General features: G+C 72.4%; 16 protein-coding genes. 13 read left to right on the forward strand and 3 right to left on the reverse strand.

Annotated features, from left to right (window positions below):
- Nucleotides 1–40: 40 nt before the first annotated feature.
- Nucleotides 41–328 (forward strand): Lrp/AsnC family transcriptional regulator, encoded by a 288-nt coding sequence (locus ACGWYJ_RS19080; protein WP_395107408.1) that lies wholly within the window; start codon nt 41–43, stop codon nt 326–328.
- Here ACGWYJ_RS19080 and trpD read toward each other — a convergent pair.
- Nucleotides 325–1,365, reverse strand: coding sequence for an anthranilate phosphoribosyltransferase (trpD, locus tag ACGWYJ_RS19085; protein WP_395107409.1), 1,041 nt, complete (start codon nt 1,363–1,365; stop codon nt 325–327). The genes ACGWYJ_RS19080 and trpD overlap by 4 nt on opposite strands.
- 101 nt (nt 1,366–1,466) lie before the next feature.
- Entirely contained in the window at nt 1,467–1,889 is a 423-nt protein-coding gene (locus ACGWYJ_RS19090; protein WP_395107410.1) for a hypothetical protein, read from the reverse strand.
- 286 nt (nt 1,890–2,175) lie between these two features.
- Between ACGWYJ_RS19090 and ACGWYJ_RS19095 the strand changes: the two genes are divergently transcribed.
- The 12 genes from ACGWYJ_RS19095 to ACGWYJ_RS19150 all read left to right on the forward strand — a co-directional run bounded on the left by ACGWYJ_RS19095 (nt 2,176) and on the right by ACGWYJ_RS19150 (nt 16,948).
- A complete protein-coding gene (locus tag ACGWYJ_RS19095; protein ID WP_395107411.1) occupies nt 2,176–2,835 on the forward strand; it encodes a heme-copper oxidase subunit III in 660 nt (219 codons plus the stop codon).
- 49 nt (nt 2,836–2,884) lie between these two features.
- Nucleotides 2,885–3,796 carry a c-type cytochrome gene (locus tag ACGWYJ_RS19100; RefSeq protein WP_395107412.1) on the forward strand — a complete coding sequence of 304 codons (912 nt, stop codon included), beginning with the start codon at nt 2,885–2,887 and terminating at the stop codon, nt 3,794–3,796.
- The gene (locus tag ACGWYJ_RS19105; protein WP_395107413.1) at nt 3,793–4,899 is read left to right on the forward strand and encodes a Rieske 2Fe-2S domain-containing protein; all 1,107 of its coding nucleotides are present in this window, start codon (nt 3,793–3,795) and stop codon (nt 4,897–4,899) included. Before ACGWYJ_RS19100 ends, ACGWYJ_RS19105 begins: the two co-directional genes overlap by 4 nt.
- Complete coding sequence (locus ACGWYJ_RS19110) at nt 4,896–6,587, forward strand: cytochrome bc complex cytochrome b subunit (protein ID WP_395107414.1); 1,692 nt, start codon at nt 4,896–4,898, stop codon at nt 6,585–6,587. The genes ACGWYJ_RS19105 and ACGWYJ_RS19110 overlap by 4 nt, the downstream gene beginning before the upstream one ends.
- Nucleotides 6,588–6,685: 98 nt before the next feature.
- Nucleotides 6,686–7,813 (forward strand): glycosyltransferase family 4 protein, encoded by a 1,128-nt coding sequence (locus ACGWYJ_RS19115; protein WP_395107415.1) that lies wholly within the window; start codon nt 6,686–6,688, stop codon nt 7,811–7,813.
- A 56-nt stretch (nt 7,814–7,869) separates the two neighbouring features.
- Entirely contained in the window at nt 7,870–8,664 is a 795-nt protein-coding gene (locus ACGWYJ_RS19120; RefSeq protein ID WP_395107416.1) for a hypothetical protein, read from the forward strand.
- 694 nt (nt 8,665–9,358) lie between these two features.
- Entirely contained in the window at nt 9,359–11,692 is a 2,334-nt protein-coding gene (locus ACGWYJ_RS19125) for a hypothetical protein (RefSeq protein WP_395107417.1), read from the forward strand.
- Nucleotides 11,676–12,506 carry a hypothetical protein gene (locus ACGWYJ_RS19130; RefSeq protein ID WP_395107419.1) on the forward strand — a complete coding sequence of 277 codons (831 nt, stop codon included), beginning with the start codon at nt 11,676–11,678 and terminating at the stop codon, nt 12,504–12,506. The genes ACGWYJ_RS19125 and ACGWYJ_RS19130 overlap by 17 nt, the downstream gene beginning before the upstream one ends.
- Nucleotides 12,503–14,014, forward strand: coding sequence for a ferredoxin (locus ACGWYJ_RS19135; protein ID WP_395107420.1), 1,512 nt, complete (start codon nt 12,503–12,505; stop codon nt 14,012–14,014). Before ACGWYJ_RS19130 ends, ACGWYJ_RS19135 begins: the two co-directional genes overlap by 4 nt.
- Before the next feature lie 211 nt (nt 14,015–14,225).
- A complete protein-coding gene (locus ACGWYJ_RS19140) occupies nt 14,226–14,870 on the forward strand; it encodes a DUF4142 domain-containing protein (protein ID WP_395107422.1) in 645 nt (214 codons plus the stop codon).
- Nucleotides 14,871–14,904: 34 nt separating this feature from the next.
- Entirely contained in the window at nt 14,905–16,074 is a 1,170-nt protein-coding gene (locus ACGWYJ_RS19145; RefSeq protein ID WP_395107423.1) for a DUF1996 domain-containing protein, read from the forward strand.
- 187 nt (nt 16,075–16,261) lie between these two features.
- Nucleotides 16,262–16,948 carry an NAD(P)H-binding protein gene (locus tag ACGWYJ_RS19150; protein WP_395107424.1) on the forward strand — a complete coding sequence of 229 codons (687 nt, stop codon included), beginning with the start codon at nt 16,262–16,264 and terminating at the stop codon, nt 16,946–16,948.
- Nucleotides 16,949–16,963: 15 nt separating this feature from the next.
- Here the strand turns inward: ACGWYJ_RS19150 and ACGWYJ_RS19155 are convergent, their stop codons facing one another.
- Nucleotides 16,964–18,751, reverse strand: a complete 1,788-nt coding sequence (locus ACGWYJ_RS19155) for an AMP-dependent synthetase/ligase (RefSeq protein ID WP_395107426.1) — start codon at nt 18,749–18,751, stop codon at nt 16,964–16,966.
- Nucleotides 18,752–18,820 lie beyond the last annotated feature (69 nt).

Here is an 18,820-nt window from a genome sequence, read left to right on the forward strand (position 1 = left end):
TAGGGTTCTGCCCATCGTCCTAACGGGTGGGGAGGGTCCAGTGGTCACCGCGATCGTGCTGATCAAGGCGGATGTGGCGAGCATCCACGAGGTGGCCGAGAGCGTCGCGGCGCTGGACGGCGTCAGCGAGGTCTACTCGATCACCGGCGAGTACGACCTGATCGCCATGGTGCGGGTGCGCCGCCACGACGACCTCAACGACGTGATCCCCGGCCGCCTCAACAAGGTCCGGGGCATCCGCGACACCGAGACCCACATCGCCTTCCGCACCTACTCGCAGCACGACCTCGAGGCCGCGTTCTCCCTCGGCCTCCCCGCCGCGGACTAGGCGTTGCTCGCCTTGATCCACTGGTCGAGCTTGGCGGCGGCCAGCCCCTCGTCGATGGCCTCGCCCGCCTTGGCGTAGGCGGCGGCCAGCTCCCCGGTGAGGCGCTCGGGGGCCGGGACGCCGTTGTAGGCGACCATGAGCGCGGCGGCGTTCAGCAGCACCATGTCGCGGACCGGGCCGGGCTCGCCCGCGAACACGGCACGGGCCACCCGGGCGTTGAAGGCGGCGTCGGCGCCGCGCAGGTCCTCCGGGCGGGCCGGGGGGATGCCCAGGTCGGCCGGGTCGAACGTCGTCTCGGCCGAGCCGCCGTCGCGCACCACCCAGACCGTGGACGGGCCGGTGGTGGTGAGCTCGTCCAGGCCGTCGTCGCCGCGGAAGACCAGCGACGAGCAGCCCCGCTTGGCGAACACGCCCGCCACGATGCCCGCCATCCGCGGGTGGAAGACGCCCACCGCCTGAGTGGTGGCGCGCGCCGGGTTGGTCAGCGGGCCCAGGAAGTTGAACACGGTGGGGATGCCCAGCTCGCCGCGGGCCTTGGCCGCGTGCCTCAGCGCCGGGTGGTACAGCGGCGCGAAGCAGAAGGCGATGCCCGCCTCCTCGGCCACCTCGGCGGTGCGGGCGGGCGGCAGGTCGATCCTGACGCCCAGGGCCTCGATCAGGTCGGCGGCGCCGCAGGCGGACGAGGCCGCGCGGTTGCCGTGCTTGACGACCTTGACCCCGGACGCGGCCGCCACCACCGCGGCCATCGTGGAGATGTTCACGGTGTTGGCCCGGTCGCCGCCGGTGCCGACCAGGTCGCCGATCCGGCCCGGCACCTCGATCGGGGTGGCGTTGGCCATCATCCCCTCGACCAGCCCGGAGACCTCCTCGACGGTCTCGCCCTTGGCCCGCATCGCCATGGCGAAGCCCGCGATCTGCACGTCGGTGGCCTCGCCGGCCATGATCTGGTTCATCGCCCAGGCGGTCTGCGCGCTGGTCAGCGAGTGGCCGTCCAGCAGGGCGTTCAGCAGCGCCGGCCAAGTGGTACGCGCATCCATGGTGTCTCCCGGTTCGGGTCCGAGGGGACGCGCGGGGGCCGGCCGATGCCGTGCCCCCTTCCAGGCCGGGGGCTCGCCCCCGCCTCCCCGGCGAGCAGGTGTTACAGAGCCGGTAGGCGGTCGCCCGCCCGCCAGCGCAGCAGTTCGGCGACGCCGGTGGCCAGCGCCATCGGGTCCAGGGGCAGGCCGACCACCTTGTCGGCGCCCGACCAGGTGGCCAGCCAGCCGTCGTCGCGCCGGGCGATGATCGCGAGCACCGGCGGGCAGTCGTACACCTCGTCCTTGGCCTGGCGGCACACGCCCAGGCCGCCCGCGGGCTGCGCCTCGCCGTCGACCACGACGGCGTCGATGCCGCCCTCGTCCAGCCGCTCCACCACGGCGGGCTGGGTGGCGCACTCGACGAACTCCACCCGGGGGAGGTCGGCGGCGGGCCGCCGCCCGATGGCCAGCCGGATCTGGGCGCGGGTGTTCGCGTCGTCGCTGTAGACCAGGACCTTCATCGGGCTCTCCGGGGTGGTGCTCATGGCTGAGAGCGTACCGGGCGCGGCGCCGCCTCTGCCACGTCCCCGCCGGCGTGCGCGATCATGTGGCTGACGTGGCCGGACGGCCGGCCGCGCGGCGCGGCCCGGCCGTGTCCCTTCCGTGGCCGAAACGTGGCCGCGAGGTCACCCCGGGTACGGCCGGGCCGGTCGGACGGCCGGTGACCGGCCCCGCGAGGGCACCGCGCGAGGCCGCGAACGCCCTGGTGGGACATGCCCGGAGAGCGCTCAAGGGGGGTCATGCGCGGATCTTGGGACCGGTGACGTAATAATGGCCCCCGTGACAGCAGCACCCGCGATAGAGACAACCCCTCACGCTCGGGCGAATCGTCCCAACCTGGTCAGCGTGGGGACGATCGTTTGGCTGTCGTCCGAGCTGATGTTCTTCGCGGCCCTGTTCGCGATGTTCTTCACGATCCGCTCGGTGACGATCGGCCAGGAAGGCGAGCACGCCTGGCCCGGCGCCCCGCTCAATCTGCCGCTCTCGGCGGCCAACACCACCGTCCTCGTGCTGTCCTCGGTGACCTGCCAGATGGGCGTGTTCAAGGCCGAGGCCGGCAAGGTGGGACGCGACGGCGGGCTGCTGAACTTCCGGCGCTGGGGGCTGCGCGAGTGGTACGTCCTGTCGTTCCTCATGGGCGCCTACTTCATCGCCGGGCAGGCTTACGAGTACTTCAGCCTGGTCACCAAGGACGGGCTGACGCTGTCCTCCTCGGCCTACGGCTCGGTCTTCTACCTGACCACCGGCTTCCACGGGCTGCACGTCACCGGCGGCCTCGTGGCGTTCCTGTTCGTGCTCGGCCGGACGTACGCGGCCAAGCGCTGGACGCACGAGCAGGCCACGAGCGCGATCGTCGTGTCCTACTACTGGCACTTCGTCGACGTGGTCTGGATCGGCCTGTTCGCCGCGATCTACCTGCTCGACCTGTGACGCGCTCCACTCCACTTCCACCGACGACGAGACCCGAACGGGGATTTCCGTGAAAAGGTTCACCGCATGGCGACGGCGCCCGTGGGCGGGCTACGCCGTCGTGCTGGCGGCCCTGGCGGCGATCGGCGTGATCTACGCCGGGTTCCAGCCGCGGCCCGACCGCGCCGAGGCCACGGCCACCGCCGCGGCGGCGAACGACCTGCAGAACGGCAAGGCGCTCTTCAACAAGAACTGCGCGAGCTGCCACGGGCTGAACGCCGAGGGCACCAAGGACGCCAAGGGCAACCCGATCGCGCCGAGCCTGATCGGAGTGGGCGCCGCCTCGGTCGACTTCCAGGTCAGCACGGGCCGGATGCCGGCGGCCAACCCCGGAGCCCAGATACCGCGCAAGGCGCCGGTCCCGGACTTCAACACCCAGATCGACACCGACGTCGAGAACCCCGAGGAGCGCGCCGCCCTGGAGCGGCAGAAGGCCCGGGCCGAGAAGAACCTGGCCGACCTGCGCGCCTACGTGGCCTCGCTCGGCGACGGCCCCGACGTGCCCAGCGCCCAGGCGGTGGACCCGGAGGGCGGCGACGTCGCGCTCGGAGGCAAGCTGTTCCGCACCAACTGCGCCCAGTGCCACAACTTCGTGGGCTCGGGCGGCGCGCTGACCGGCGGCAAGTACGCCCCGCCGCTGGACAAGAGCGACGTCACCCCGACGCAGATCTACGAGGCCATGCTGACCGGGCCGCAGGCCATGCCGGTGTTCAACGACACCACGCTGACCCCCAGGGACAAGAAGGCCATCATCGCCTACCTCGTGCAGACCCGTGAGGAGCCCAACCCCGGCGGCAACGGGCTCGGCCGGATCGGCCCGGTCTCCGAGGGCCTGGTCGGGTGGCTGGTCGGAATCGGACTGCTGGTCCTCGCGGCCATGTGGATCACCGCGAAGAAGCCGAAGAAGCTGAAGAAGTCATGAGCGACAACAACGACACCACCGGCTCCGGACGGGAGCCGGACGCCCACGGCCGGCCCGAGCGGGTCGTGGGCACCCCGTCCCCGGCGGCCGAGAGGAAGCTGCTGGCCAGCGAGGACATCTCCGCGCCCGCCGGGTTCGGCGAGGAGCTCGACGAGCAGTCCGCCAAGCGGGCCGAGCGCGTCGTGGCGCTGTTCTTCCTCGTCGCGTTCGCCGCCAGCATCGGGTTCATCGCCTACTACATCGGGTGGAGCGGCCGCCACGGCGGCATGCACGGCATCGACCGGGCCAGGGAGTCCAACTACTGGCTCGGCGGGCTGATGGCGCTGTCGTTCCTGGCGCTGGCCATCGGCATCACCATCTGGGTGCGGCGGCTGATGACCAGCAAGCCGATCGTCCAGGAGCGGCACGAGGCGCGCGCCGACGACGAGACCAGGCAGCGGTTCAGCGAGACCTTCATGGAGGGCGCGCAGGACAGCGGCATCACCAAGCGGCCGCTGCTGCGCCGCACCCTGCTGCTGGCCGCGGCGCCGCTGGGCCTGGCCCCGCTGGTGCTGCTGCGCGACCTGGGCCCGCTGCCGGAGAAGCGGCTGCGGCGCACCTACTGGGGCGAGGCGGTCGAGCGGGCCAAGCGCGAGGGCAAGAAGGGCGTCCGGCTGGTCGTGGACGGCACCAACAAGCCGCTCAAGGTCAGCGACTTCTCCTCGCCCGGCGCCATGATCACGGTGCTGCCCGAGGGCATCGAGGAGCACGCCCACCACCCGCTGAACGAGATCGCCAAGGCGGTGACGATCCTGATCAACATCCCGGAGGACCAGATGAAGCCGGCTCTGCGGAACCGCAACTGGGACGTCAACGGGATCGTGGCCTACTCCAAGATCTGCACGCACGTGGGCTGCCCGGCGGCCCTGTACGAGCAGACCACGCACCGCATCCTGTGCCCGTGCCACCAGTCCACGTTCGACGCCACCGACGCCGCCAAGGTCGTGTTCGGCCCGGCGGCGCGGCCGCTGCCGCAGCTTCCGCTGAGCGAGGAGGACGGGTACCTGATCGCCACCGACGACTTCCCCGAGCCGATCGGGCCGTCCTTCTGGGAGCGCGGATGACTCAGGCACCGGTGGCCCCCGGGGCCACCGCACCCAAGGCGGTCGAGGGGACGGCGAACTACCTCGACGACCGGTTCGGGTCGACCAACTTCCTGCAGCGCAACGCGAAGAAGGTCTTCCCCGACCACTGGTCGTTCATGCTGGGCGAGATCGCCCTGTACTCGTTCGTCATCCTGCTGCTGACCGGAGTGTTCCTGACGCTGTGGTTCAAGCCCAGCATGATCGAGGTGGTGTACGACGGGTCGTACACCAAGCTGAACGGCGTGCGGATGTCGGAGGCGTACGCCTCCACCCTGCACATCAGCTTCGACGTGCGCGGCGGTCTGCTGATGCGGCAGATCCACCACTGGGCCGCGATCCTGTTCATGGCGTCGATCATGGCGCACCTGCTGCGGGTGTTCTTCACCGGCGCGTACCGCAAGCCGCGCGAGCTGAACTACCTGATCGGCATCGGCATGTTCACGCTGGGCATGGTGGAGGGCCTGTTCGGCTACTCGCTGCCCGACGACCTGCTGTCCGGGACGGGGCTGCGGATCACCCAGGGCGTGGCCGAGTCGATCCCGGTGGTCGGCACCTACCTCTACATGTTCCTGTTCGGCGGCGAGTTCCCCGAGGGCAACACCGGGGACATCATCCCCCGGCTGTTCACCCTGCACGTGCTGCTGATCCCGGGCATCATCCTGGCGCTGGTCACCGCGCACATGATGATCATGTGGGTGCAGAAGCACACCGCCATGCCGACCAAGGAGCAGACCGAGGACAAGGTGTACGGCTACCCGTTCTACCCGGTCTTCATGGCCAAGACGGGCGCCTACTTCCTGTTCACCTTCGGCGTGTGCGCGCTGCTGGGCGCAGTCGCCCAGATCAACCCGATCTGGCTGTTCGGCCCCTACGATCCCGGGGCGATCTCCTCCGGGTCGCAGCCGGACTTCTACATGGGCGTGTTGGAAGGCGCCCTGCGGATCATGCCGAACTGGGAGACCACCGCGCTCGGCCACACGATCAGCTGGAACGTCCTGATCCCCGCGACCGTGCCGCTCGGCATCGTCTTCGGTGGTCTCGCGCTGTTCCCGTTCATCGAGCAGTGGGTCACCGGCGACAAACGGCACCACCACGTCAACCAGCGGCCGCGCAACGCGCCCGTCCGCACCGGCGTGGGCATGGCCGGGGTGACCTTCTACGGGCTGCTGTGGCTCGCCGGGGCCAACGACGTCATCGCCGAGCGGTTCCACGTGTCGCTGTTCGCCACGACCTGGTTCTTCCGGGTCACGGTGATCGTCGGCCCGTTCGTGGTGTACGCCGTCACCAAGCGGATCTGCCTGGGGTTGCAGCGCAAGGACGCCGCGACGGTCGGCCACGGCGTGGAGAGCGGCATCATCGTGATGTCGCCGGACGGAAAGTTCAGCGAGCGGCACGAGCCGCCCCGTCCCGAGGAGAAGGCGGTGCTGCTCAGCAAGGAGAACGCCCGTCCCGAGCCGCCCGCGGTGGACGCCAAAGGCGTGCCGTCGCCGGCCAGCAAGGGCCCGCTGGGGCACCTGCGCTCGCGGCTCAACCGGGCGTGGACGTTCGACGACATCCCCGTCGAGGAGCACGGGAACGGCGAGCACGCGAACGGCGACCACGGCAACGGTCACCATCCCGAGGAGGTCGAGGTCGGAAGCGGGGGGCCCAAGCAGCTCAACCCCTGACCCCGCCGACCTCTGGGGACTCGTGAAGCGGCCCGTCACCGGGATGCCCCGGTGGCGGGCCGCTTCCTCGTTCCGGTACCTCCGTAGGCTGGAAAGCGATGACCAGGACCCTTGTCGTCACCAACGACTTCCCGCCGCGTCCGGGCGGCATCCAGGCGTTCGTCCACAACCTGGCGGTGCGCCGCCCGCCGGGGTCGGTGGTGGTGTACGCGCCGGCGTGGAAGGGCGCGAAGAGGTTCGACGCCGAGCAGCCCTTCCCGGTGGTGCGGCACCCGACCTCGCTGATGGTGCCGGAGCCGTCCGTGCTGCGCCGGGCGGGGGATCTGCTACGGGCGGAGGGCTGTGACTCGGTGCTGTTCGGCGCCGCCGCGCCGCTGGGACTGCTGGCGCCCGCGCTGCGGCGGCGTGGCGCGGAACGGCTGGTGGGTCTCACCCACGGGCACGAGGCGGGGTGGGCTTCGCTGCCGGTGGCGCGTGGCCTGCTGCGGCGGATCGGTGACGGCGTCGACACGCTGACCTACCTGGGGGAGTACACCCGTTCCCGTATGGCGCGGGCCCTGTCGCCCGCGGCTGCGTCCCGCATGGCATGGCTCGCGCCAGGAGTGGACGAGGGCGTCTTCCACGAGGGCGCGGGCGGTGCGGAGATACGGGCGCGGCACGGGTTGGTGGACCGTCCCGTGGTCGTGTGTGTGTCACGTCTCGTTCCGCGTAAGGGGCAGGACGCTCTCATTCACGCCTGGCCCCGGGTGCTGAAGGACGTCCCGGACGCGGCGCTGCTTCTTGTCGGGGGCGGCCCGTACCGCGCGTCCCTGGAGAAGCTGGCCGCCTCCCTGGGAGTGGAGGACTCGGTGGTGTTCACCGGGAGCGTCCCTTGGGAGGAGCTGCCCGCTCACTACGACGCGGGGGACGTGTTCTCCATGCCGTGCAGGACGCGCCGCTTCGGCCTGGACGTGGAAGGGCTCGGCATCGTCTACCTGGAGGCGTCCGCAACCGGCCTGCCCGTCGTGGCGGGTGACTCTGGGGGCGCGCCGGACGCCGTCCTGGACGGGGAGACCGGGGTGGTCGTCAACGGGCGTTCGGTGGCCGCGGTGGCGCGCGCGCTGATCGACCTGCTGCGCGACCCTGGGAAGGCCCGCAAAATGGGCGAGCAGGGCCGCGCGTGGGTGAGGCGGGAGTGGCGCTGGGAACTCCAGGCGTCACGTCTGGACGCCCTCGTGCTCACCTGAAAGATCACAGGAACCCACCTGCCGTGGCCGTGCCGGGCAATGGCAGGATTCGGGTCATGGCGGACGTCGAAGACGCGTGGGCACCGGTCTCCGGGGAGGTCACCGGCTGGCTGAAGAAGCTCGACCCCGACCACGGCCACGCGGGGTACGAGCCGCCGCGCCGCCCGGACGCGGTGTGGATCCTGCATTCCATGTACGTGTGGAAGGACGGGCTGGTCACCACCACCCACGACGACGTCCACCGGACGGTCACGGCGTCGGGGCTCGCCGAACCCGAGGCGACCAGCGACGTGGACCTGGGCGACCTGATGGAGGGCGCCGTGGTGACCGGCGTCCGGCTGGGCCGCGCGGGCCATCCGGGACCCGGCTGGCGGCGGCTGCGGTGGGCCGAGCTGGCACGGGGGTTCGGTGAACCGGTCGTCCCCGAGGGGACGCTGCCCGGCCATCGCTGCCTGCGGCAGGCGCACCCCACGGGAAGCTGGTCGGCCGCGATCCAGCCCCCGGCCGAGGGCTGCCTGGACCGGGAGGGCTGGCGGCGCCTGATGGCCCTCCTCGCCCGGCACGACGTGGAGGGGGAGGGCCGGCGCTGCCTGGCGTACTACTGTTCGCTGGTCACCGGGGACTGGGACCGGGAGACGGTGCTGGCGGGGCGGCTCGGGGACGCCGCGGACCTGTACGACCATCCGGGGATGCCGAGCTGCCCGTCCAACCTGTGGGCCGAGGACCGGTCCTGGGTCGTCTACTGCGACTGGGACCTGTGGGGCACCAAGGTGGCGGGGCCGTCCTCGCTCATCGAGTCGATCCTGGCCGACCCGGAGCTGGAGGCGCTACGGCTGCCCTGGACCACCTGACGGCGTTGAGATCGCGCCGGGCACTCCCGGAGACCAGTTCCACGGTGCCCCTGTCGAGGAGGCTGCGATCCACCACGCTCCGGCCTGGCGCCCGTTTCGGGGGGAGAACCTGGAGGCGGGCGCGTCATGCGGGACGGCCGGAATCCGTGGATCGTCAAGACGTGGACGGGAGTGCCGGGCGCGACCCCGGCATCGTGTCGTGCGCGCGCCGGAGGAGGGGTGGGCCACCCCGTGGAGGTCGATCATCCGGGGTACCTCCTCACGGCGCCGACGACCGATGACACTCCGAGAGTAAACCCTGTGCGGGGACCTGGCACGCCGGTTATGTCTTGTTTAAGGTGCCGCTGAGCCGGGTCTAAGCCGTTTTCGCCGCTAGATGGCCTCTGACCTGCGCTCTCATCCCGAATGGGCGTCGTGGGCGAGGAGGGCGGAAAACGGCGGCGGTCCTCTTCTGGATAACGGTTCCGGCGGGTTTTTTGCCGCCATTGCGTCTCAAGGGGGGCCGCGAGGCGTATGCTCCCGTCGTGTCGGGACGGACTCGAGGGCGAGCCGTCCCAGGGCGCGGCGTGAGCGGAGCGGGCTCGTCGCCGTCGTCCGCGGCGAATCAGGGACACGTCACGGGTCCCCGGCCCATGACGACGACGGAACCACGGGTGGCGTTCGCCTTGCCTCCACCTCCTCCACAGGAGAGGGCATGGCGCGACGCGACAGTAGGCATGCGTCTGAAAGCACGTATGAAGCCTTCTGGGCGAACCCGGCACGTCCACGGTCCAAGCAGGGATCCCGGGCCAAGGGATCCGGGCAGCGACGGCAGGGCGAGCCGGCGCAGTCCGGGCTGGCCTGGGTGTTCGGCGAGGACGACCCCGGTGACCAGGCACCACGCGACAAGGCTTCGCGTGCCCAGGCGCCGCGCGAGCGGCCACGGCGTGGCCGCGACAAGCGCGACCCCCGTAATGACATGGGCAGCGACCCGCGCAACGACCTGCGCACCGTCCGCCGCGACGCGCCCGGCCGCACCGCGCCACGCGGCCGCCCCGGTCCCCGCGACCCTCGCGATCCCGGTCCCCGTGACCCTGGCCGCACCGACCCTCGCGGCCTGAGCCGGAGCGAGCCCCGCGACCCCGGGCGCACGGGCCCTCGTGACCCCGGGCGCACCGGCCCTCGTGACCCCGGCCGCACGGGTTCCCGCGATCCCGGCCGCACCGATCCGCGCGGCGCCGCCCTGGGCGGGCCGCGTGACCCCGGGCGCACCGATCCCCGGAACGCGGGCGCTCCCCGCGGGCTCGGGCGCACCGATCCGCGGGGTCCGGGTCTGGGCGAGCCGCACGGCCCCGGCCGCACGGATCCGCGAGGCGCGGGCCTGGGGGACTCCCGGAGCACCCGGCGTGACCATCCCACGGGCGAGCAGCGGGCGCCTCGCGGTGACCGGCGGAACGACCCGCGTAACGCCGTGAGGAACGACCCGCGTGGCGGGACGCCCCGCCCCGGGCCGCGCAACGATCCCCGCAACGACATGCGGAGCGTGGCACGGGCCGGGTTGCGCACCGATCCGCGGGACGACCCGCGCAACGACATGCGGGGCGGCGCCTGGTCCAATCCCGCGTGGTCGAACCCGGCGCGCCCGGCCAGGACGCGGTCCGAGCCGTACCCGGCCAGGCCCAGGCGGGCGGCCGCCGAGCCGCGCGAGCGGCCGGGACGGTCCAAGCGGCGGCCCGCGCGGGGCGCGAAGCGCGGCGGGGTGCGGGCGGTGCCGCGGCAGAGCCCCACGCAGCGCGTGCGCGGCGCCCGCGGCCCCGCCGACCGGCTGGGCACCGGCGCGCTGGTCTTCTCCATCGTCGTCGGCCTGTCACTGCTGGCGATCGTGGAGCGCAGCCTGCTGGAGGGCACCACCTTCGGCAAGCCGGGTCCCGTGGGCAACGACGTGGTCCTCAAGAACCCCGGCAAGCAGGGGCGGCCCGGGACCGCGCCGCAGCAGGGCGATGGCACGCCGGACGGGCGGACACCCGTCGGCTCGCCGCCGGACACCACCACGCTGACCGCGCAGGTCGGCAAGATCATGATGGCGCAGCACGGCACCGCCGCGCGGCAGGCGTACGGCGCGGCGCCCGCCGGGCAGCCGATCGTGAACGTCGACCGGTACAGCGCGGACCGCTCCTGGGCGTTCGGCACCGCGGCGATCCCGGTGCCCGCCGGCAGTTCGGCGACCCCGCAGACCGCGTTCTTCGTGGGCCGCTGGGCGCAGGGCGTCTGGCAGGTGGCCGTGTCGGGCACCAGCGCGTTCACCGCGACGATCGGGCGGGTCCCCGCCTCGGTCGTCCCACCGGCGGAGGTCGAGGTGCTGAACCGCTACAGCGCCGTGACCGCCGACCAGGCCGTCGCGGCCGTCAACGGCACCAGGGCCGGCGACGGCCTGATGCTGCCCTGGAAGGTCGGGGACACCTGGACGATCGGCAGCGCCGATGGGCGTGCCTCGTCCCGGCCCTTGGGTGCCCTGGCCTTCTGGGGTGGCGACGGGACCGTGCAGGCGGCCGGCGCGGGCCGGATGTACAGGTTCTGCTCGGACCGCGCCGGCCGCGGCCTGGTCATGGTGGTGCACCGCACCGGGCTGGCCAGCACGTACTACCGCATGACCGGCGTGTCCGGTCTGCGCAACGGCAGTCCGGTGGAGCGCGGGACGACGCTCGGCCGGATCGGATCCGACCGTCCCTGCGGCGGGGCCGAGGCGCCCCGCGCCCTCGTCCAGTTCTCCCTGCGCCGCGGCGCCGAGGAGGTCCCGCTCAACGGGGCGAACCTCGGCGGCTGGACCTTCAAGGAGAGGGCCCAGCCGTTGATGGGCTTCGCGGAACGCGGCGCGCTCCAGGTGCTCCCCGGCGGGCTGCTGGCCAACCTCGGCGCCGTCCCCGCCGCCGATCCCTCGCCGGACCTCGAACTCCCCGACCTGCCCGGCGCCGGCGGGGACAGGCCGCAGGCCGATCCCTCGCCTCCCGCTCAACAGAACAGGAGTTCTACTAGTGCGAACGAGAACTAGCGACGACCCGGCCGTGCCGAATTGGGCGCTGCGCGCCGTGCTCATCGGTGCGGTCCTGGTGCTCATCGGCGCGGCGACCCCGCAGGGTGGGGCCGTGGCCGGCGACGTGCAGCGCTTTCTCTCCTTTTACGCGGGCGTGTTCACCCTGCTGGCGATGACCACCGCCGTGGTCAGCGGGCTGCTGGCCACCGAGCGGCTCATCCTGAAGATCAGGCACCGGGTGCTGGCGCAGGCCGTGCACCGCGCCACCACGGTGCTGGCCGTGACCTTCGTCATCGCGCACATCCTGGTCAAGGTGGTGGGCGGGCTCGCCTTCCCGTCGCAGATCTTCACGCCGAGCACCGGGCCGATCGGGTACGGCGCGCTGGCGTTCGACCTGCTGATCGTGATCGTGGCGAGCGGCCTGCTGCGGATCCGGTTCGTCGGCGCCACCCGGCCCTGGCTGTGGCGGTCCGTGCACGCGCTGGCGTACGTGTCGTGGCCGCTGGCCATCGTGCACGGGCTGACCGCCGGCCGCTCCTCACCCGCGTGGGTGACGCTGGCGTACGTGCTGAGCGTCGCCGTGGTCGCGCTGGCCGTGCTGACCCGGATGGTCGTCGTGATCAAGCCGCGCGAGGTGCGGCGCGCCGGCGACCTGCTCGGCGAGCCCGACCCCGCGGCCGCCGAGGGCCGGGCGGCGGCCGGACGCGAGGTGCCGAGCCGTGAGGCGGCGGGACGACGCGCCCCGGTGCGCGGCGCGGTGCGCGGACCCGACCCGCGCTCCGCCGACCTGCGCGTTGACGGTGATCCGAGGTCGAGCGAGGTGATGCGATGAGCGGCGCGGTCACGGTCTCCAACATCGGCGGGGCGAGGCTCACCCTGGGCTTCGACCGGTTCGACCGGCTGGACCTGGAACGGCACAAGGCCGTGCACGGCCGGCTGATCACCCCGGCCCTGCCGGAGCTGGTCGAGATGGCCGAGCGGGTGGACCTGCGCGGCCGCGGCGGAGCCGGGTTCCCGTTCGCGCGCAAGCTGATGGCCGTGGCCGCGCGCATCAGGCATCCGTCCTCCGACGAGGTGCTGCTGCCCGGCGAGCGCGCCGACCGGCGCCGCCCGGCCGCGGACGCGGTCGTGGTGGTGAACGGCGCGGAGGGCGAGCCGGGCAGCGCGAAGGACAAGGTGCTGCTGACCCGCGCCCCCCACCTGGTGCTGGACGGCGCGTCGATCGCCGCGTCCGCGCTCGGCACCCAGCGGATCGTGGTGGCGGTGGAGGACGACGAGGCGGCCCGCTCCGTCCGGGCCGCGATCGTCGAGCGGCGGATGCCGGCCCGGGTGGTGCGGCTCACCGAACGGTTCATCTCCGGCCAGGCCGGCGCGGTGATCCGGGCGATCAACGGCGAGCAGCCCATCCCGCCGGGCCAGAAGGTGCGGGCGTCCGACTCCGGTGTGGACGACTGCCCGACGCTGCTGTCCAACACCGAGACGTTCGCGCAGGTGGCGGTGCTGGCCTCGCTGGGGTCGGACCTGTACGCCTTCTCCGGGACCGACGACGAGCCGGGCACCACGCTGCTGACCATCGGCGGGACGCACGTCGTGGAGGCGCCCATCGGGATCCCCCTCCAGGCCGTCCTGAAGGAGTGCGACACCCCGGTCGGGCAGGGCGTGCTGGTCGGCGGCTACCACGGGATGTGGCTGGACCCGGCGGCGGTGTCGCGGGCGACGCTGTCGCGCAAGGGCATGAAGGCGGTGGACGGCACGGTCGGCGCCGGCATCATCCTGCCGCTGACCGAGGGCACCTGCCCGCTCGGCGAGGTCACCAGGATCGCCTCGTACCTGGCGGCGCAGTCCGCCGGGCAGTGCGGCCCGTGCCGGCTGGGCCTGCCGGACGTGGTGCGCACGCTCAACGCGCTCTGCGACGGCTCCGGCACGGTCAACGATGTGCGCCGCGCCTGCGGGATCGGGCGCGGGCGCGGCGCCTGCTCGCATCCGGACGGGACGGCCAGGTTCGTGCTGTCGGCGCTGGAGGCGTTCGCCGAGGACATCCGGATCCACCGCTACGGCGGGACGTGCGGGCAGCCGGTGTTCGGTGTGCTGCCGCTGCCGGTCCCGACCGGGTCGGAGGGCCGGGTGGCCATCGACTGGAGCCGCTGCGACGGTCATGGCCTGTGCGCCTATCTCGTTCCGGAATTGATCCAGCTCGACCGGTACGGTTTCCCGGTCGTGCTGGGCTCGGACATACCGGTCTGGATGGAACGCGATGTGCAGAAAGCGGTGGCGATGTGCCCCGCTTTGGCGCTGCGCGTGACGACGGACCCGCCCAAGGGGGCCGCCCGCCGGTCCTGACCTGCCAGGACGCGGCGAGGCGGGCCATGAAGACGGGCCGCGGGCAAACGCGGCCCGGCCATTCATCCTGCCCAAATCATTGCCGTCGGGGTGCGCGAGAAAAGTGCTGAGAAAAATGGTGGAACGGTGAACCGGGAGCACGGCGTGCCCGTATTGCCCGAAGACCCCGCCCGGGGCCGTTCGGAATGCGGTGAAAGGAGGATGAACCCCCTTGCGTAAGTCGTACGGCATCGGGGAGATGCGGACCCTGCCGCGCATGCGACGCGGCCGGCTGCTCCTGGTGGTCGCGGCGGCCGTCGCGGTCGCGGCGGCCATGTACGTCATCGTCAGCCCGCCGACCGTTCCGGCGGACGGCGAGACGCGCAACGCCAGGATCGGCGGGGGCACCGTGGACACCCGATGGGGGCGGCTGAGCGCCGCCGACCGGCAGCTGCTGGTGTCGGTCCGCCAGGCCGGCCTGTGGGAGATGCCCGCGGGCCAGCAGGCCCAGCAGCGCGCCGCGAGTCCCCGGGTGAAGGAGATCGCCGGAATGATCGCCGAGCAGCACGCGCGGCTCGACGAGGACACCCGCGACGTGGCGAAGCGGCTGGAGGTGATCCTGCCGAACGAGCCCAGCCCGCAGCAGAAGTCGTGGCTGGTGGAGCTGACCGACAGGTTCGGCCCCGAGTACGACCGCCTCTTCGTGCTGCGGCTGCGCGCCGCCCACGGCAAGGTCTTCAGCGTGATCGCGCAGGTCCGGGCGAAGACCGAGAACAGCGAGATCCGCGCCTTCGCCGAACGTGCCCTCAAGTACGTCAACACGCACATGACGCTGCTGGAAAGCACCGGCCTGGTGTCCAAATCGGCCCTTTCCTGACGGGTCTTTCACCCCCGTTCACAGGGAGATCTACATGGGAATCAAGAAAGGCATCGCCGTCGTCCTTCCGGCGCTCCTGCTGGTCACGGCGGCCACGCAGGGGCCGGCCGGCGCGACGGCCGCGCATCCGAAGCCGAGGCCCTCGGCGACGGAGGCCCCGGAGCCGCCCGATGCGGGCGGTGGCGAGCAGGCGGCGGATCCCAGCGCGCCGCCGGACGCCAGCGCGCCGCCGGACGCGAGCGAGCCCCCGGCCGACCCGAGCGCGCCGCCGGACGCGAGCGAGCCTCCGGCCGACCCGAGCGCGCCGCCGCAGCTGCCGGGCGTGGTGCCCGGCCCGAACGCCGACGACTTCGCCGACATCCGCACGGCCCCGCGCAGGCGGGAGCCGAGGGCGTCGCGCGGCGCGTCGCGCGGCACGTTCACCTCGCGCTGTGGGACGAACCGGGAAGGCCACCGCAACCCGGACAACTTCATCGTGGCGCCGGGCGTCCAGAACGGTGCGCACCACCAGCACGACTACGTCGGCAACGAGTCGGCGGACGCCTTCTCCACCGACGAGAGCCTGGCCGCGTCCGGCACCACCTGCTCCAACGGTGACCTGTCGACGTACTACTGGCCGGTCATACGCGACCGGAACCGCGAGGACACCTCCGAGTCGGCCGAGCAGAGCGCGGCCGACGGCAACGTCGGCGCGATCGTGACGCCGCGCGCGGCCAACATCCAGTTCCGCGGGAACCCGCGCGGCCGGGTGGTCGCGATGCCCAGGTTCCTGCGGGTGATCATGGGTGACGCCAAGGCCGGCACCAACGGCCTGGCCAACGCCCGCGCCTTCTGGACCTGCACCGGGTTCACCAACCGCGGGTTCACCGACAAGTACCCGCTGTGCCCGCGGCGCAGCCAGGTGATGCGCGTCCTGGACTTCCCCAGCTGCTGGGACGGCCAGAACACCGACAGCGCCAACCACCGCACCCACATCGTGTTCCCGCAGGCGAACGGCGCCTGCCCGCAGGGCACCCGCGCGGTGCCGCAGCTGCGGCTGACGCTGGTCTACAACCTGCCCAACCGGGCGCAGGCGTTCGCCGTCGACTCCTTCCCCGAGCAGGGACACGACCCCGTGACCGACCACGCGGACTTCGTGAACGTCATGCCCGAACGCCTGATGCAGCGGGCCGTCCGCTGCATCAACACCGGGCGCCGCTGCTGATCCGTACCGGATCCCGCGCGGACGATCGCGAAGCCGGCCACGAGGAGGACATCACGCAGGAAACCGTGTAAGGGACACGAGCGAAAGACCCGTTCCCATGGCCGGTGCGGGGGTATCAGGGCCGGTACCCCCGCACCGGCCGTCCCGTGTTCAGGGCACCCGTCGCCGCCTTCCGTAGGATCGCCTCATGAACATCGTGATCGCGGGCGGGCACGGGAAGATCGCGCTGCGGCTGGCCCGGAGGCTGGCCGGACGCGGCGACACGGTCACGAGCCTGATCCGCAACCCCGCCCACGAGGGCGATGTCCGGGACACGGGCGCGGCACCGGCGATGTGCGACCTGGAGGCCGCGACGGCCGAGGAGGCCGCCGGGCACCTCGGTGGCGCGGACGCGGTGGTGTTCGCCGCCGGGGCCGGGCCCGGCAGCGGAGCGGCGCGCAAGGACACCGTGGACCGCGCAGCCTCGGTGCTCCTGGCGGACGCCGCCGAGAGCGCCGGCGTCCGTACGTTCCTCCAGATCTCGTCGATGGGCGTGGACGAGCCGCCGAGGCCGGAGCGCGGCGAGGTCTGGGCCGCCTACGTCAGGGCGAAGAAGGAGGCGGAGGACGACCTGCGCCTCCGGGACGGCCTGGAATGGCTGATCCTGCGCCCCGGGCGCCTCACCGACGACCCCGGCACCGGCAGGGTGCGGCTGGACGCGCCGTACGTCGGGCACAGCGAGGTGACCCGCGACGACGTGGCCGCGGTGCTGGTCGCGCTCCTGGACGAGCCGAGGGTGCGCCGCAGGGTGCTGGAGCTGGTCAACGGCGACACCCCGGTGGACGCGGCCGTCGCCGCCCTCGCCGCGGAACCCGCCGCCGGCTCGGCCCGTTAGGGGGCGGGGCCGCTCCTAGGCGTAGAGCCGCTCGATCTCCTCGGCGAAGTCCTTCATCACCGCGTGGCGGCGCACCTTGAGGCTCGGGGTCATGTGCCCGGCCTCCTCGGTGAAGTCCACGGCCAGGATCGCGTACTTCTTGATCGACTCGGCCCTGCTGACGCTCTTGTTGGCCTCGGCCACGGCCGCGTCGATCTCCGCGACCAGGTCGGCGTCGGTGCGCAGCTCGTCCACCGTCATCCCGGCGGGCTTGCCGTTGCGCTCCTTCCAGGGGCCCAGCGCCTCCTCGTCCAGCGTGATCAGCGCGCCGATGAACTTGCGGCCGTCGCCGACCACCATGCACTGGCTGATCAGCGGGTGGGCGCGCAGCCTGTCCTCCAGCGGGGCCGGGGCGACGTTCTTGCCGCCCGCGGTGACCAGGATCTCCTTCTTGCGGCCCGTGATCGACAGGAAGCCGTCCTCGTCCAGCGCGCCCAGGTCGCCGGTGTGGAACCAGCCGTCCTCCAGCGACTCCTTGGTGGCGGCCTCGTTGTTCCAGTAGCCGGTGAGGACGTTCACGCCGCGCACCATGACCTCGCCGTCATCGGCGATCTTCACGGTGACCCCGGGGATGGGCTGGCCCACCGTGCCGATCTTCAGGGCGGAGGGCCGGTTGACGGAGGCGGGCGCGGTGGTCTCGGTCAGGCCGTAGCCCTCCAGGATGGTGATGCCCACGCCGCGGAAGAAGTGGCCGAGCCGCTCGCCCAGCGCCGCGCCGCCGGACACCGCGTACTCCACCCTGCCGCCGACCGCGGCGCGCAGCTTCCCGTAGACCAGCACGTCGAACAGCTTGTGCCGGAGCCTGAGGCCCAGGCCGGGCCGGCCGCCGTCCAGCGCCCGGCTGTAGGCGATCGCGGTGTCGGCCGCCGCCCGGAAGATCTTGCCCTTGCCGTCGGCCTCGGCCTTCTGCTCGGCGCCGTTGTAGACCTTCTCGAACACGCGCGGGACGGCCAGCAGGAAGGTGGGCCGGAACGTGGCCAGGTCGGGCAGCAGGCTGGGGACGTCGCTGTGCCCCAGCACGATCCCCGACTCGACCGTGGCGACCTGGATCAGCCGGGCGAACACGTGCGCCAGCGGCAGGAACAGCAGCGTCGAGCTGCCGTCCACGGTGACCTCCCGGATCGCGCCCTCGATGGCGTTGCGGGAGGTCTCGACGAAGTTGCCGTGGGTGAGCTCGCAGCCCTTCGGGCGCCCGGTGGTGCCGGAGGTGTAGATGATCGTGGCCAGGTCGGCGGCCGAGCGGGAGCGGCGGCGCTCCTCGAAGGTCTCGTCGGAGACGTCCCCGCCCGACGACGCCAGCGTGTCCAGGCCGCCGGACTCGATGCCCCAGACGTTCGCCAGCGCCGGCAGCGCCTCGCGGACCTCCTCGATCGCGGCGAGATGGTCGGCGGTCTCGGCGAACACGGCCTTGGCGCCCGAGTCGCCGACGATCCATTCGATCTGCTGCGGGGCGGAGGTCTCGTAGATGGGAACCGTCACCGCGCCCGCGGCCCAGATCGCGTAGTCCAGGACGGTCCACTCGTAGCGGGTGCGCGACATCAGCGCCACCCGGTCGCCCGGCTCGACACCCGCGGCGATCAGGCCCTTGGCCAGGCCGGTCACCTCGGCGGCGAACTCGGCGGCGGTCACGTCGCGCCAGGTCTCACCGCTCTTGCGGCGCAGCACCACCCTGCCGGGGTCCTCTGCGGCTCGGGTGAAGGGCGCGTCGGTCAGATTGGCGGAGGCCGGGACCTCCACCATCGCGGGGACGCTGAACTCGCGCACGGCCCACTCCTCGGTTCACGGGGAATCTGCGGGGACGACGGTACAGCGTTCCCGCCATCCAATGATACC

The organism is Actinomadura sp. SCN-SB (genome assembly GCF_043906805.1).
GTDB lineage: Bacteria > Actinomycetota > Actinomycetes > Streptosporangiales > Streptosporangiaceae > Spirillospora.

Excerpts from the sequence above, each read along its gene's own strand:
- trpD (WP_395107409.1), bottom strand. The coding sequence starts at position 1,365 with ATGGATGCGCGTACCACTTGGCCGGCGCTGCTGAACGCCCTGCTGGAC.
- ACGWYJ_RS19090 (WP_395107410.1), bottom strand. The coding sequence starts at position 1,889 with ATGAGCACCACCCCGGAGAGCCCGATGAAGGTCCTGGTCTACAGCGAC.
- ACGWYJ_RS19095 (WP_395107411.1), top strand. The coding sequence starts at position 2,176 with ATGGCCCCCGTGACAGCAGCACCCGCGATAGAGACAACCCCTCACGCT.
- ACGWYJ_RS19105 (WP_395107413.1), top strand. The coding sequence starts at position 3,793 with ATGAGCGACAACAACGACACCACCGGCTCCGGACGGGAGCCGGACGCC.
- ACGWYJ_RS19110 (WP_395107414.1), top strand. The coding sequence starts at position 4,896 with ATGACTCAGGCACCGGTGGCCCCCGGGGCCACCGCACCCAAGGCGGTC.
- ACGWYJ_RS19115 (WP_395107415.1), top strand. The coding sequence starts at position 6,686 with ATGACCAGGACCCTTGTCGTCACCAACGACTTCCCGCCGCGTCCGGGC.
- ACGWYJ_RS19120 (WP_395107416.1), top strand. The coding sequence starts at position 7,870 with ATGGCGGACGTCGAAGACGCGTGGGCACCGGTCTCCGGGGAGGTCACC.
- ACGWYJ_RS19125 (WP_395107417.1), top strand. The coding sequence starts at position 9,359 with ATGGCGCGACGCGACAGTAGGCATGCGTCTGAAAGCACGTATGAAGCC.
- ACGWYJ_RS19135 (WP_395107420.1), top strand. The coding sequence starts at position 12,503 with ATGAGCGGCGCGGTCACGGTCTCCAACATCGGCGGGGCGAGGCTCACC.
- ACGWYJ_RS19145 (WP_395107423.1), top strand. The coding sequence starts at position 14,905 with ATGGGAATCAAGAAAGGCATCGCCGTCGTCCTTCCGGCGCTCCTGCTG.
- ACGWYJ_RS19150 (WP_395107424.1), top strand. The coding sequence starts at position 16,262 with ATGAACATCGTGATCGCGGGCGGGCACGGGAAGATCGCGCTGCGGCTG.